Raw genomic sequence first — 12,519 nt, forward strand, 5'->3', positions numbered from 1 at the left:
GGGTTGGGAGCTTAGTCTTCCGACTTCTTGGTGTCGGGCTTCTCGTCGGCCGCGTCGTCGACGCGCTCACCGAACGCGGGCTCACCGTTTTCGAGCACCGCCGGCTCGTCGTCGGCGACGACAGCGGCCTCGGGCTCCACCACGCGTGCGACGGTCTGGCGGTGCACCGTGAGCACGGTGCCGGGCGACGTCTCGAGCAGCACCTGGTTCTCTTCTTCGTCGATCGAGAGGATGGTGCCGAACACGCCGAAGTTGGTCATGACCTTCGCTCCCGGCTGCACCTTCGCCTGCAGGTTGCGGGCCTCGGCCTGACGCTTGCGCGAGTTGCGGAACATGAAGAAGATCAGCACCGCCAGGACGGCGAGCATGATGAGAGTGAAGGGATCGAACGGCATGAGGGGAGGAACCTTCCGGTGTGCGGCGACCGCACGAAGTCATTGGCGGCGAGGGCTTCGCCTCAAAGGATTATAGGTCATCGATGGCGAGGGTGGCTCCGACCTCGGGGATGCCGAAGTGCCGCCAGGCCGAAGGTGTCGCCATTCGCCCGCGGGGCGTGCGCGTGATGAGACCGATGCGCACGAGGAACGGCTCGACGACCGCCTCGATGGTCTCGGACTCCTCACCGACCGACACGGCGAGCGTGTTGAGGCCCACCGGCCCTCCGCCGAACCTCGTGAGGATCGTCTCCATGACGGCGCGGTCGAGGCGGTCGAGGCCGAGCGGGTCGACGTCGTAGAGGTCGAGCGCGGCACGCACCGCACCGAGGTCGGCGCGGCCACCGTGCACGAGGGCGTAGTCGCGCACCCGCCGCAGCAGCCGGTTCGCAATGCGAGGTGTGCCACGGCAGCGGCCGGCGATCTCGGCGAGCGCTTCGCGATCGACATCGAGCCCGAGCATCGTCGCCGCGCGCACGAGCACCTGTTCGAGCTCGGCTTCGTCATAGAACTCGAGGTGCGCCGTGAAGCCGAACCGGTCGCGCAGCGGATTGGGGAGGAGTCCGGAGCGGGTCGTGGCACCGACGAGCGTGAATGGCGCGAGGTCGAGTGGCACCGAGGTCGCCCCGGCTCCCTTGCCGACCATGATGTCGATGCGGAAGTCCTCCATGGCCAGGTAGAGCATCTCTTCGGCCGACCGCGCCATGCGGTGGACCTCGTCGATGAAGAGCACTTCGCCCGGCACGAGCGAGCTGAGGATTGCCGCGAGGTCGCCCGCGTGCTGGATCGCCGGACCGCTCGACATTCGCAGCGGGCGCCCGCCCTCGTACGCGACGATCATCGCGAGCGTCGTCTTGCCGAGCCCCGGCGGACCGGCCAGCAGGATGTGGTCGGGCGTGCGCTGCTGCATCGTGGCCGCGGTGAGGAGCAGCTGCAACTGCCCACGCACCCGGGTCTGGCCGACGAACTCCTCGAGGCTCTTGGGGCGGAGCGCGCCTTCGAACGCGAGCTCGGCCTCGGACGAGAGCACGGGGTCGGTGAGGTCGAGGTCGCCCTCGTTCATCCCACTCATGCTCATCGAGACCTGCCCGAGTGCTGCGCAGGGCCGAGCCGCGAGAGCGTCAACCGCAGAAGTGTGGGCACGGAGGCCGCTTCGGTGTCGGATGCCGCGCCGATGGTCTCCTCGACCGCCTCGGCAGCGACCCGCTCCGACCAGCCGAGCCCGGTGAGCGCTGCGAGCACGCTCTCGGCGACGCCGCCGGTGACGACCGTGGACGCAGCGGGCGGGGCGGTCGCGACGAGCTTGCCGGCGAGCGACACGGTGATGAGCTTGGCCGTCTTCGGGCCGATGCCGCTCACCTTGCGGAAGACGGCGTCGTCGTCGCGCTGGACGGCGAGCGCGACCTGGTCGGGTGAGAGCGCCGAGAGCACGCCGAGTGCGGATTTCGGGCCGACGCCCGTGACGCCGATGAGCAGGTCGAAGACGTCGAGCTCGGCCCGCGAGGCGAAGCCGAACAATGTCAGCGAGTCCTCTCGGACGACGAGCGTCGTGTGCACGGCGAGCTCGTGGCCCTCACGGCTCGCGAGCGCGAGAGCGGGAGTGGTGTTGACGTGGAATCCCACGCCGCCGACCTCGATCACGACCGAGCTGCCGGCTGCGGTGAGCACGCGGCCGCGAAGAGAGGAGATCACTCCTTCAGCCTACGGGCCGCCCCCGACACGGCGGCGGAGCGCTCGGCGGCGATCCATGCACGCTGTGCCGGCGTGAGGCCTGCGCCCTCGACGAGTCCGGCGCGGCCGTCGCGAACGGCGGCGCCCGCGACACCGCCGGTGCGCCAGGCGTGGCAGATCGCGAGTGCGAGTGCGTCGGCGGCATCCGCGGGCTTCGGCACCTCGTCGAGCCCGAGGATGCGGGCGACCATCGCGCCGACCTGTTTCTTGTCAGCCCGGCCGTATCCGGTGATCGCGGCCTTCACCTCGCTGGGGGTGTGCAGGGCGACCGGAAGCGCCCTCCGCGCGGCGATGAGCATCGCGACGCCCGAGATCTGCGCCGTGCCCATGATCGTCGAGACGTCACTACGGGCGAAGACCCGCTCGAGGGCGACCGCGTGCGGCCGGTGCTCCTCGATGATCGCCTCGATGCCGTCGGCGATGCGCGCGAGACGCTGCTCGATCGGGAGGTCGGGAGGCGAACGGAGCACGACGACGTCGACGAGCCGTGCCGTGCGGTTCGGCTCCACATCGACGATGCCGACGCCGCATCGCGTCAAGCCGGGGTCGATGCCGAGCACGCGCACGGCGATGCGCTACTCCGCCTCGAGTTCGGCCTGCACCTCGGGGGTCAGGTCGAAGTTGCTGTAGATGTTCTGCACGTCGTCGCTGTCTTCGAGCGCATCGATGAGGCGGAACACCTTGCGGGCCGTCTCGGCGTCGATCTCGACCTTGAGCGAGGGCACGAACGCGGCATCCGCCGAGTCGTAGTCGATGCCGGCCTCCTGTAGCGCCGTTCGTGCGGCGACCATGTCGGATGCCTCGGTGACGACCTCGAAGGTCTCGCCCTCGTCGGTGACCTCTTCGGCGCCGGCGTCGAGCACCGCGCCGAGCACGTCGTCTTCGGTCAGGCCATCGGTCTTGGCGACGACGATCACGCCCTTGCGGGCGAAGTTGTAGGCGACCGAGCCGGGGTCGGCCATGGTGCCGCCATTGCGCGACATGAGCGTGCGCACCTCGGCGGCGGCGCGATTCCGGTTGTCGGTGAGGCACTCGATGAGGAGGGCGACGCCGTTGGGCCCGTAGCCCTCGTACATGATCGTGATGTACTCGATCGACTCACCGGTCAGGCCGGCGCCGCGCTTGATCGCCCGGTCGATGTTGTCGTTCGGGACGGAGGTCTTCTTCGCCTTCTGCACGGCGTCGACGAGGGTGGGGTTGCCCGAGAGGTCGGCGCCGCCCATCTTCGCAGCGACCTCGATGTTCTTGATGAGCTTCGCGAACGACTTCGCACGGCGCGAGTCGATGATCGCCTTCTTGTGCTTCGTCGTCGCCCACTTGGAATGCCCGGACATGTCGCTCCTGAATCGCTGCGCGGCGGGTGCATCCGCCGAGGCACCATTCTATTGCAGCGCTCGCACTGCGCCGAGTCGACGAGCGGAAGCCGCGCAGAGTCACGAGGCGACGCTTGGCCTCGGTCGACTTCACGACGCCGACGCCAGCGCCACGGCGGGCGAGATCCGACGTCAAGCGGTTGTCGACGACGCCCCGCGCTCGGGATGGAGTCGACGCATCCCCCGCTCGTACTGGCGACGACCGACGAGGCGGTACGCCAGGCGCATGGGCGCGGGCAGCTCGCGGGCCATCCACGCCGCACGATCGGCCTCGGGGACGCTCTCCATCAGCAGCCCGAGCAGCAGGAACAGCGGAAGCGGGGGCTTCTCGCGCTGGGCGTGCTCGGAGATCTCGTCCCACTCGGCGTCGGACAGCACGGCATCGAGTACCGGGAATGCGTCGCGCTCCTCGTCGACGAGGTGCTCGGAGAGAGTGCGGTCGACCGCGTCGAGCGCGTCGGCGAGCTTCGCGGCACTCGTGTCGGACACCCATTCGTCCAGGAGCACCTCGATCTCGTCGAGCTGATCGGACACAGCCCGGTGCTGCCGTCGCATGACCGCCACGTGCACGCCGCAGGCCGGCGCCCGCTCGGTCATCCGGTCCCAGAAGAACTCGTCCTCGGCGTGGTGGTGCATGTGCAGGAGCGCTACCAGCGAGCGCAGGTGGTCCGCGAGGAACGCGACGCGCTTCTCGTCACCGGGCGCGACGTCGCGCACGAGGCCTGGCGCCTCGCCCAACAGGCGGCGCAGGAGCCGGTGGATGAGCACGATCTCGTCGCTGCGGCAGGTCGTAGCGGCGGCGTCGCCGGGCCCGGGCGCGCCGGAACTTGGGAGTCGGGTGGTCATGGCACGTATTCAAGCGGATGCCGCGCGGCGCCGCACCCGTGGAAACCCGGCTCCCGGATCCGGGCATTCCCTGATCCACCTCAGCCGAGGATCTTCAGCAATGTCCTGAGGTTGCGATTCGTGGTCAGCGGTTTGAACTTCGGCTTCGCGAGCAGCTTCGCGAACGGGGTGTCGACGGTCGTGCCCTTCACCGGGTTCCAGTAGACGACGCCGTCGCCGCGTGCGAGCGGATCGACCTCGGGATCGGCGTCGACGGCGAAGCGCATGAGCTCGTCGACAACTGCGGACTCCGACGCGAAGATCACCCACGGCTGTCGCGCAGGGTCGTCGGCATCGAACGGGAACCCGTCGATTGCCCGTTGCAACTCGGACCGCGTCACGAGGATGATCCACGCGTCGTACTCGAACCGGTCGCGCAGCGCGTCCTCGATGCGCCGCTTCACTGTGCTGCGGGCCGTGCGCGTCGAGTTCTCGAACACGACGTTGCCGCTCGCGAGCACGGTGCGCACCTCTTCGAAGCCGAGTTCCTCGAAGAGGCTCCGCAGCTCGGCGGACTTCACGGTGATGCCCCCGACGTTCACGCCGCGGAGCAGGGCGATGTACTGCGTCATGGGGCGAGTGTAGGCTCCGATCCATGCTGAGCATCGGACGAACGACGATCCTGCTTCAGCACTCGGCCTACGCACTCATCGAGTGACCCGGGCTGCGACCTTCGCCAGGAAGTACTCGTGGAAGCGGTACTCCCCCGTGATCTCGGGGTGGAAGCTCGTGCCGAGGAGGTTGCCCTGCTCGACCGCCACGACGCGCCCATCGGCGAGCGAGGCGAGCGGCGTCGCGGCCGGACCGACCGACTCGACGACCGGGCCGCGGATGAATACGGCGTGCACGGGCGGCTCGCCGAGCGCGGGGACCTCGAGGTCGGTCTCGAACGATTGGTTCTGCGAACCGAAGGCATTGCGGCGCACCACGACGTCGAGCCCGCCGAGGCTCTGCTGGCCGGCGATCGCGTCGAGCAGCGTGTCGGCGAGCATGATGAGGCCGGCACAGGTGCCGTAGACCGGCATCCCACCGGCGATGGCCTCCTTCAGCGGCTCGGCGAGTCCGAACGTGCGCGACAGCTTGTCCATGACACTCGACTCGCCGCCCGGGATCACGAGGCCGTCGACGGCGTCGAGCTCCTCGGGGCGTCGCACGAGCGACACGTGCGCGCCGAGCCGTCCGAGCACATGTGCGTGCTCACGGAAATCGCCCTGCAGGGCGAGCACGCCGACGCGCGGTCCCGTGTGGACCGCATCGTCGGGCGCGATCGATTCGCTGCGGAGGTTTGTCGTCACCAGCCGCGCTCTGCGAGGCGGTGCGGGGCCGCGAGGTCGCCGACGTTGATGCCGACCATCGCCTCGCCGAGGCCACGCGACACGTCGGCGATGACCGAAGGGTCGTCGTAGAAGGTGGTCGCCTTGACCACGGCCGCGGCCCGAGCCTCGGGGTTGCCCGACTTGAAGATGCCGGAGCCCACGAACACGCCGTCGGCGCCGAGCTGCATCATCATCGCGGCATCCGCCGGAGTGGCGACGCCGCCCGCCACGAAGAGCACGACCGGCAGCTTGCCGGTCTCTGCCACCTCGAGCACGAGCTCGTAGGGCGCCTGCAACTCTTTCGCGGCGACGTACAGCTCGTCGCGGGTCATGGACTTCAGCTGGTTGATCTCGGAGCTGATCTTGCGGATGTGCTTCGTCGCCTCGGACACGTCGCCGGTGCCGGCCTCGCCCTTGGAACGGATCATCGCGGCACCCTCGTTGATGCGGCGGAGCGCTTCGCCGAGGTTCGTGGCACCGCACACGAACGGGGTGTTGAACGCCCACTTGTCGATGTGGTTGACGTAGTCGGCCGGTGAGAGCACCTCGGACTCGTCGATGTAGTCGACGTCGAGCGCCTGCAGCACCTGCGCCTCGACGAAGTGCCCGATGCGGGCCTTCGCCATGACGGGGATCGAGACCTCGGCGATGATCGCCTCGATGAGATCGGGGTCGCTCATGCGGGCCACGCCGCCCTGGGCGCGGATGTCGGCGGGAACGCGCTCGAGGGCCATCACGGCGACGGCGCCGGCGTCTTCGGCGATGCGCGCCTGCTCGGCGGTGACGACGTCCATGATGACGCCGCCCTTCAGCATCTCGGCGAGGCCGCGCTTGACACGGCTCGAGCCGGTCAGTGACGTGCCGACGGGCGCGGGAACGGAGCTCTCGGTCATGAGGTCAATCCTAGTCTTCGGAATGGATGCGGTCTCTGCCGCGGTGGAGTGCGCGGGAGCGCTCGTTGGACGTGGCGTCCACACCGCGCTCGCGCTGGTTCAGGCCGGCCAGGCGTCGGCGATCTCCTGCCGCACCTCGCCGAGGAGGCGCGGCAGCGCCTTCGTGCCGGCGATGATCGGGAAGAAGTTCGAGTCGAGCGCCCAGCGCGGCACGAGGTGCTGGTGCAGGTGTTCGGCGATGCCGGCTCCGGCGATGCGGCCCTGGTTCATGCCGATGTTGAACCCGTCGCAGTGCGAGACCTGCTTCACGACCCGCATCGCGATCTGCGTGAGCTCGCCGATCTCGGCGATCTCGTCGGGCGTCGCCTCGTCGTACGTCGCGACGTGGCGGTACGGGCACACGAGCAGGTGACCACTGTTGTACGGGTAGAGGTTCAGCAGGACGTAGGCGTGCTCGCCTCGAGCGACGATGAGCGATTGCTCGTCGCTCATCTCGGGCGCGCGGCAGAACGGACAGGCGTGCTCGTCGGGCTGCTGCCCGTGCTGGATGTAGACGAGCCGGTGCGGCGTCCAGAGGCGCTGGAACGCATCGGGCACGCCGGCGAGATCGGCCGCGGCATCCGTCGGCACGCCATCGAACTCGTCGGGCTGGTAGGCCGTCATGCGAACAAGTCGTCCCTCGTGGTCACCTGTCGGCGATCGTCGATGGCGAGGAGGATGAGCGAGACCGCTTCGGGGATCGGCACGCCATTCTCCTGGCTGCCGTCGCGGAATCGGAAGCTGACCGTCTCACCCGCGCGATCGTTCTCGCCCGCGATGAGCTGGAACGGAATCTTCTGCGTGGTGTGCGTGCGGATCTTCTTCTGCATGCGATCGTCGCTCGTGTCGAGTTCCGCTCGCACGCCGGCGCGTTTCAGCTGCTCGATGATGTCGCCGAGGTAGTCGGCGTACTCGTCGGCGACGGGAATGCCGACGACCTGCACCGGAGCGAGCCAGACCGGGAATGCTCCGGCGTAGTGCTCGAGAAGGATGGCGAAGAACCGCTCGATCGAGCCGAACAGTGCCCGGTGGATCATGATGGGGCGTTTGCGCTGACCGTCGCGATCGGTGAACTCGAGTTCGAAGCGCTCGGGCAGGTTGGGATCGACCTGCACGGTCGAGAGCTGCCAGGTGCGGCCGATCGCGTCACGTGTCTTCAGGTCGATCTTCGGTCCGTAGAACGCCGCCTCGCCGGGCATCTCGGTGAGCTTTAGCCCACTCGCTCGGGCGACGTTGCGGAGCGCGTTCGTGGAGTATTCCCAGAACTCCTCGGAGCCGATCCACTTGTCTTTCTGGTCATCGCGCATCGAGAGCTCGAGTTCGAAATCGTCGAGGCCGAAGTCGCGCAGCATCGAGATGACGAATGCGATGACCTTGGTGGCTTCCTCCTCGAGCTGATCCGGGGTGACGAAGAGGTGCGAGTCGTCTTGCGTGAAGCCGCGCACCCGGGTGAGTCCGTGCAGCGCGCCGGAGAGCTCGTTCCGGTACACGGTGCCGTTCTCAGCGAGCCGCATCGGCAGGTCGCGGTAGCTGCGGCCGCGCTCCTTGTAGATGAGGATGTGCATCGGGCAGTTCATGGGCTTCAGGTAGTAGTCCTGGCCCTGCTTCGTGACGTTGCCGTCGGCGTCGCGTTCCTCATCCATGCGGATGGGAGGGAACATGCCCTCCTTGTAGGTGATGAGGTGGTTCGACTGGAGGAAGAGATCCTCCTTCGAGATGTGCGGCGTGTAGACGTACGTGTAGCCGTCGGCGATGTGACGACGCCGCGCGTGCTGCTCCATCTCCATGCGCACGATGCCGCCGCGCGGGTGCCACACCGAGAGCCCGGAGCCGATCTCCTCGGGGAAGCTGAACAGGTCGAGTTCGCGCCCGAGCTTGCGGTGGTCGCGCTTCGCCGCCTCCTCGAGCCGGTGCTGGTAGGCGCGCAGCTCGTCTTTCGTCGGCCACGCGGTGCCGTAGATGCGCTGCAGCTGCGGGTTCTTCTCGGACCCGCGCCAGTAGGCGGCGGCGATGCGAGTGAGCGACCAGCCATTGCCGATCATGCGGGTGTTCGGCAGGTGCGGGCCGCGGCAGAGGTCTTTCCAGACGGTCTCGCCGCTCTTCGGGTCGACGTTGTCGTAGATCGTGAGTTCGCCCGCGCCGACCTCGACCGACTCGTGGTCGTCGCCGCTCGACTCGCCGTGTCCGGCTGCGCCCTTCAGCCCGATGAGCTCGAGCTTGTAGGGCTCGCTCGCGAGTTCCTCGCGCGCCGCGTCATCCGTCACGACCCTGCGCATGAAGCGCTGGCCGGCACGGATGATTCGGGCCATCTCCTTGTCGAGCGCCTTCAGGTCTTCGGGCGTGAACGCCTCGGTGACGTCGAAGTCGTAGTAGAAGCCGTCGGTGACGGGCGGGCCGATGCCGAGCTTCGCGTCGGGATTGACCGCCTGCACGGCTTGCGCCAGAACGTGGGCAGTGGAGTGGCGGAGGATGTCGAGGCCGTCGGGCGAGTCGATCGTCACGGGCTCTACGACATCGGTCTCGGTCACCGTCGTCGCGAGGTCCTTGAGCTCGCCGTTGACGCGCATCGCGACAACGGATCGATCGGTGAAGAGCTCGAAGCCGTCGGCCACTGTGTACCACTCCCTGTGAGTCGAAACGAACCCTTCAACTGTAGTGCGGCGCCGCCGTGGCCCCTGCCTGGTACAGCACCCGCATCAGCCACCCGTCGTTGGTGCTCGAGATCGCGTCGTGATGTCACGGAGGAACAAGAAAAGCCCCGGCATAGAGCCGGGGCTTCGTGGTGGGCGATACTGGGATCGAACCAGTGACCTCTTCCGTGTCAGGGAAGCGCGCTACCGCTGCGCCAATCGCCCAAGTCGAGAACGGGTTCTCAGCTTGGAGGTGGATACGGGATTCGAACCCGTGTATACGGCTTTGCAGGCCGCTGCCTCGCCTCTCGGCCAATCCACCGTGTATGGGTTCACCACCAAAAGAACAGGAATCGGGCTTTCGCCCGATCCTGATCAGAGCGGATGACGAGATTCGAACTCGCGACCCTCACCTTGGCAAGGTGATGCGCTACCACTGCGCCACATCCGCATTGCCCGCATTACTGCGTGCAGAGAGACTCTAACGGATTCCCCGATCGATTCACAAACCGAGGCGGCCGTGTGGCCGGTTCCGCCCGGTCAGTCGCGGATTCGGGGCCCGTTTCCCGGGCGTGTCGATGGCCACGCGTCCCGCGGTCACGCCCGATGTGCATTCGGCCTGTCGCGTCGGCTAGTATCGAATCCGCGGTCATGACGAGTTCTGAAACCGCAGCATTTGGGCGATTGGCGCAGCTGGTAGCGCGCTTCCTTCACACGGAAGAGGTCGTCGGTTCGAGCCCGGCATCGCCCACGTACGCCCCCACTCCGCTGGGGGCGTTCTTCAGTTTCTCCCCCATCTCCGGCCCGCTCCGCCCGTTGTGGCATCTCCTCCGGGCGTCTAGCGTGACGCAGAGGATCGCATCGACGCGAGGAGGCACCATGGCCGGCGAAGTGTCGTTCATCGAATTCGGGGCGACGGATGCCATGACGGCCCGATCGTTCTACGGGAAGCTCTTCGGGTGGTCGTTCGAACCCGGCCCGGGCGGCGACGGCTATGTCATCAGCGGAGTCGGTGTACCGGCGGGCGTCCACGGCGGCGACGCAGGAGCCTCACCGTACGTCTTCTTCCGTGTGGACGACCTCGAGGCCGCGGTCGCGGCGGTCGAACGCCTGGGCGGCACGGCGGAGCCGATCGCTGATGCCGGCGACGAGGAATCCGTCGCGATCTACGGCGAGTTCCGGCTCTGCCGCGACGATCAGGGATCGCCGTTCGGACTGCATCGCCCGCCGCGACACTGACGGCTCGCGGAGGTGGACGACGGCGTCAGGTCCAGCCGTAGCGGCGGCGCAGCACGTCGGCCAGGAGCCGAAAGCGATCGGCATCGAGCGAGGCCGCCTCACGGCGCATTCCGTCGGTGTGCACACGGAAGACTCGGTCGATGCGGGCCCAGCTCGGCCGCCCCTCGAGATCCCACGCGCCGTCGCCGAGCGAGACGAAGTCGGGGTCGCCGTCGTGCGGCTTGCTCGTGAGCTGCACGGCGAGGAATCCCCCGCCTGGAGTCGCCGCCGCTGAGACGATCACAACCGGGCGGTCCTTGCCGCGGCCGTCGCGCTCCTCGAACGGCACCCACGTCCAGACGATCTCACCGGGATCGGGATCGCCGTCGCGAGTCGGTGCGTAGGCGAGCCGTACTCCGCGGAGTCGGCGCGGGTCGATCTCGACCGTGGCGAACGCGCCCGACTGCCCCGGAGAGCGCTCGTCGATCGCGACGGACGAGGGGCTCGTGACATCCGTCGAACCCTGCTGCCGACCGCCTCGGGACAACGAGCTGATGACACGCCCGAGGGCGGTGAGGAAGCGGCTGGTGTTCGACACACCCGCACACCAGCCGCTTCCTCACCGCCCTCGGGTCCCCCGGGGGACCAAGCGGTCGATCAGACGGTCTCGAGCTTGTAGCCCTCTTCGCCGTGCACGACCGTGTCGATGCCGGCGATCTCGTCCTCGTTCTTCACGCGGAACCCGATCGTCTTCTGGATGACGAACCCGATGACCAAGGCGAGCACGAACGAGTAGATCATGACCGAGAAGGCCGCGATCGCCTGCACGAGCAGCTGCGTGAGGTTGCCGCTGTAGATGAGACCGGTGCCGTTCGCGAAGAAGCCCAGGTAGAGCGTGCCGATGAGGCCGCCGACGAGGTGGATGCCGACCACGTCGAGCGAGTCGTCGAAGCCGAGCTTGAACTTCAGGTCGACCGCGAGGGCACATACGGCTCCAGCGACGATACCGAGCACGATCGCCCAGAACGGCGTCAGGAACGCACACGCCGGCGTGATGGCGACGAGACCCGCGACGGCGCCAGATGCGGCTCCGACGGAGGTCGGCTTGCCATCCCTGATCTTCTCCACGACGAGCCAGGCGAGCAGAGCCGCAGCCGGTGCCGCCAGCGTGTTGATCCACGCGAGCGCGGCGGCGCCGTCAGCGGCGAGCTCGGAGCCCGCATTGAAGCCGAACCAGCCGAACCAGAGGAGGCCGGCGCCGAGGAGCACGAAGGGCGGGTTGTGGGGAACGTGTGCACCCTTCGAGAAGCCGACACGCTTGCCGAGCACGAGGGCCAGGGCGAGTGCAGCAGCACCGGCGTTGATGTGCACCGCGGTACCACCGGCGAAGTCGAGCGCACCGACACCGAAGAACTCCTGCATCCCGTAGGTGATCCAGCCTCCGTAGGCGAAGCTGCCGTCATCTGCAAGGCCGAAGTTGAACACCCAGCTCGCGACGGGGAAGTAGACGAGCGTCGCCCACACTCCCGCGAAGATCATCCAGGCGCCGAACTTGGCACGGTCGGCGATCGCACCCGAGATGAGCGCGACCGTGATGATCGCGAAGGTCGCCTGGAACGCCACGAACGCGAGCGGCGGGTAGGCAGCGTCTTCGGGAGTTTCCAGAAGGCTGGTCAGACCGAGCGCCGACCAGTCGATGGACCAGGGCGCAACGAGGCCCTCCGCGCCCGGGAACGCGATCGCGTAGCCGTACAGCACCCAGAGGACTCCGATGAGGCCGATGGCGCCGAAGCTCATCATCATCATGCTGATGACGCTCTTGGCCTTGACGAGTCCGCCGTAGAAGAACGCGAGCCCGGGAGTCATGAGCAGCACCAATGCCGCCATGATCAGTAGGAACGCTGTGTTGCCTTGATCCATCTCGAACCTCTCTCGGAAATCAGGGGGATCCTGTGGGCCCCAGTTTCACCAGCTGAGGTTTCCGATCGGATCGCGTTCCG

The 12,519-nt window shown here is 67.7% G+C and carries 14 protein-coding genes and 4 tRNA genes; 2 read left to right on the forward strand and 16 right to left on the reverse strand.

The window, feature by feature from the left end:
- Positions 1-11: 11 nt before the first annotated feature.
- The 14 genes from yajC to ESP51_RS11790 form a co-directional block, all read right to left on the reverse strand.
- Positions 12-395 carry a preprotein translocase subunit YajC gene (yajC, locus tag ESP51_RS11725; RefSeq protein WP_129521087.1) on the reverse strand — a complete coding sequence of 128 codons (384 nt, stop codon included), beginning with the start codon at positions 393-395 and terminating at the stop codon, positions 12-14.
- Between the two features lie 70 nt (positions 396-465).
- Positions 466-1,497: a Holliday junction branch migration DNA helicase RuvB gene (gene ruvB / locus ESP51_RS11730; RefSeq protein WP_129521088.1), complete on the reverse strand. Its 1,032-nt coding sequence runs from the start codon at positions 1,495-1,497 to the stop codon at positions 466-468.
- A gap of 11 nt (positions 1,498-1,508) precedes the next feature.
- Positions 1,509-2,126 (reverse strand): Holliday junction branch migration protein RuvA, encoded by a 618-nt coding sequence (gene ruvA, locus ESP51_RS11735; protein ID WP_129521089.1) that lies wholly within the window; start codon positions 2,124-2,126, stop codon positions 1,509-1,511.
- On the reverse strand, positions 2,123-2,731 hold the full coding sequence (ruvC, locus tag ESP51_RS11740; RefSeq protein WP_206737301.1) for a crossover junction endodeoxyribonuclease RuvC: 609 nt from the start codon (positions 2,729-2,731) through the stop codon (positions 2,123-2,125). The genes ruvA and ruvC overlap by 4 nt, the downstream gene beginning before the upstream one ends.
- Positions 2,732-2,740: 9 nt before the next feature.
- Complete coding sequence (locus tag ESP51_RS11745) at positions 2,741-3,499, reverse strand: YebC/PmpR family DNA-binding transcriptional regulator (RefSeq protein ID WP_129521091.1); 759 nt, start codon at positions 3,497-3,499, stop codon at positions 2,741-2,743.
- 171 nt (positions 3,500-3,670) lie between these two features.
- Positions 3,671-4,384, reverse strand: coding sequence for a hemerythrin domain-containing protein (locus ESP51_RS11750; protein ID WP_129521092.1), 714 nt, complete (start codon positions 4,382-4,384; stop codon positions 3,671-3,673).
- An 80-nt stretch (positions 4,385-4,464) separates the two neighbouring features.
- Positions 4,465-4,995 carry a DUF1697 domain-containing protein gene (locus ESP51_RS11755; protein ID WP_129521093.1) on the reverse strand — a complete coding sequence of 177 codons (531 nt, stop codon included), beginning with the start codon at positions 4,993-4,995 and terminating at the stop codon, positions 4,465-4,467.
- A 75-nt stretch (positions 4,996-5,070) separates the two neighbouring features.
- Positions 5,071-5,718: a pyridoxal 5'-phosphate synthase glutaminase subunit PdxT gene (gene pdxT, locus ESP51_RS11760; RefSeq protein ID WP_422386846.1), complete on the reverse strand. Its 648-nt coding sequence runs from the start codon at positions 5,716-5,718 to the stop codon at positions 5,071-5,073.
- Positions 5,715-6,632 (reverse strand): pyridoxal 5'-phosphate synthase lyase subunit PdxS, encoded by a 918-nt coding sequence (gene pdxS / locus ESP51_RS11765; protein ID WP_129521094.1) that lies wholly within the window; start codon positions 6,630-6,632, stop codon positions 5,715-5,717. Before pdxS ends, pdxT begins: the two co-directional genes overlap by 4 nt.
- 99 nt (positions 6,633-6,731) lie before the next feature.
- On the reverse strand, positions 6,732-7,295 hold the full coding sequence (locus ESP51_RS11770) for an HIT family protein (RefSeq protein WP_129521095.1): 564 nt from the start codon (positions 7,293-7,295) through the stop codon (positions 6,732-6,734).
- Positions 7,292-9,238, reverse strand: a complete 1,947-nt coding sequence (thrS, locus tag ESP51_RS11775; RefSeq protein ID WP_241843134.1) for a threonine--tRNA ligase — start codon at positions 9,236-9,238, stop codon at positions 7,292-7,294. The genes ESP51_RS11770 and thrS overlap by 4 nt, the downstream gene beginning before the upstream one ends.
- Before the next feature lie 213 nt (positions 9,239-9,451).
- Positions 9,452-9,526 (reverse strand) — tRNA-Val (locus tag ESP51_RS11780).
- 23 nt (positions 9,527-9,549) lie between these two features.
- Positions 9,550-9,623, reverse strand: a tRNA-Cys gene (locus tag ESP51_RS11785).
- Positions 9,624-9,680: 57 nt separating this feature from the next.
- Positions 9,681-9,752 (reverse strand) — tRNA-Gly (locus tag ESP51_RS11790).
- 227 nt (positions 9,753-9,979) lie between these two features.
- Here ESP51_RS11790 and ESP51_RS11795 point away from each other — a divergent pair.
- Both ESP51_RS11795 and ESP51_RS11800 read left to right on the forward strand, forming a co-directional pair.
- Positions 9,980-10,052: transfer RNA gene (locus tag ESP51_RS11795), tRNA-Val, on the forward strand.
- Between the two features lie 128 nt (positions 10,053-10,180).
- Entirely contained in the window at positions 10,181-10,540 is a 360-nt protein-coding gene (locus tag ESP51_RS11800) for a VOC family protein (protein ID WP_129521097.1), read from the forward strand.
- Positions 10,541-10,565: 25 nt separating this feature from the next.
- Here the strand turns inward: ESP51_RS11800 and ESP51_RS11805 are convergent, their stop codons facing one another.
- Positions 10,566-11,117 carry a type II toxin-antitoxin system PemK/MazF family toxin gene (locus ESP51_RS11805; RefSeq protein ID WP_241843132.1) on the reverse strand — a complete coding sequence of 184 codons (552 nt, stop codon included), beginning with the start codon at positions 11,115-11,117 and terminating at the stop codon, positions 10,566-10,568.
- Between the two features lie 59 nt (positions 11,118-11,176).
- Complete coding sequence (locus ESP51_RS11810) at positions 11,177-12,439, reverse strand: ammonium transporter (protein ID WP_129521098.1); 1,263 nt, start codon at positions 12,437-12,439, stop codon at positions 11,177-11,179.
- Between the last annotated feature and the right edge of the window lie 80 nt (positions 12,440-12,519).

Origin of the sequence: Agromyces albus (assembly GCF_004134825.1) — a bacterium.
In the GTDB taxonomy this organism is placed as follows: domain Bacteria; phylum Actinomycetota; class Actinomycetes; order Actinomycetales; family Microbacteriaceae; genus Agromyces; species Agromyces albus.

Coding starts and splice junctions, on each gene's coding strand:
- yajC (WP_129521087.1), bottom strand. CDS start 395: ATGCCGTTCGATCCCTTCACTCTCATCATGCTCGCCGTCCTGGCGGTG.
- ruvB (WP_129521088.1), bottom strand. CDS start 1,497: ATGAACGAGGGCGACCTCGACCTCACCGACCCCGTGCTCTCGTCCGAG.
- ESP51_RS11745 (WP_129521091.1), bottom strand. CDS start 3,499: ATGTCCGGGCATTCCAAGTGGGCGACGACGAAGCACAAGAAGGCGATC.
- ESP51_RS11750 (WP_129521092.1), bottom strand. CDS start 4,384: ATGACCACCCGACTCCCAAGTTCCGGCGCGCCCGGGCCCGGCGACGCC.
- ESP51_RS11755 (WP_129521093.1), bottom strand. CDS start 4,995: ATGACGCAGTACATCGCCCTGCTCCGCGGCGTGAACGTCGGGGGCATC.
- pdxS (WP_129521094.1), bottom strand. CDS start 6,632: ATGACCGAGAGCTCCGTTCCCGCGCCCGTCGGCACGTCACTGACCGGC.
- ESP51_RS11770 (WP_129521095.1), bottom strand. CDS start 7,295: ATGACGGCCTACCAGCCCGACGAGTTCGATGGCGTGCCGACGGATGCC.
- thrS (WP_241843134.1), bottom strand. CDS start 9,238: ATGCGCGTCAACGGCGAGCTCAAGGACCTCGCGACGACGGTGACCGAG.
- ESP51_RS11800 (WP_129521097.1), top strand. CDS start 10,181: ATGGCCGGCGAAGTGTCGTTCATCGAATTCGGGGCGACGGATGCCATG.
- ESP51_RS11810 (WP_129521098.1), bottom strand. CDS start 12,439: ATGGATCAAGGCAACACAGCGTTCCTACTGATCATGGCGGCATTGGTG.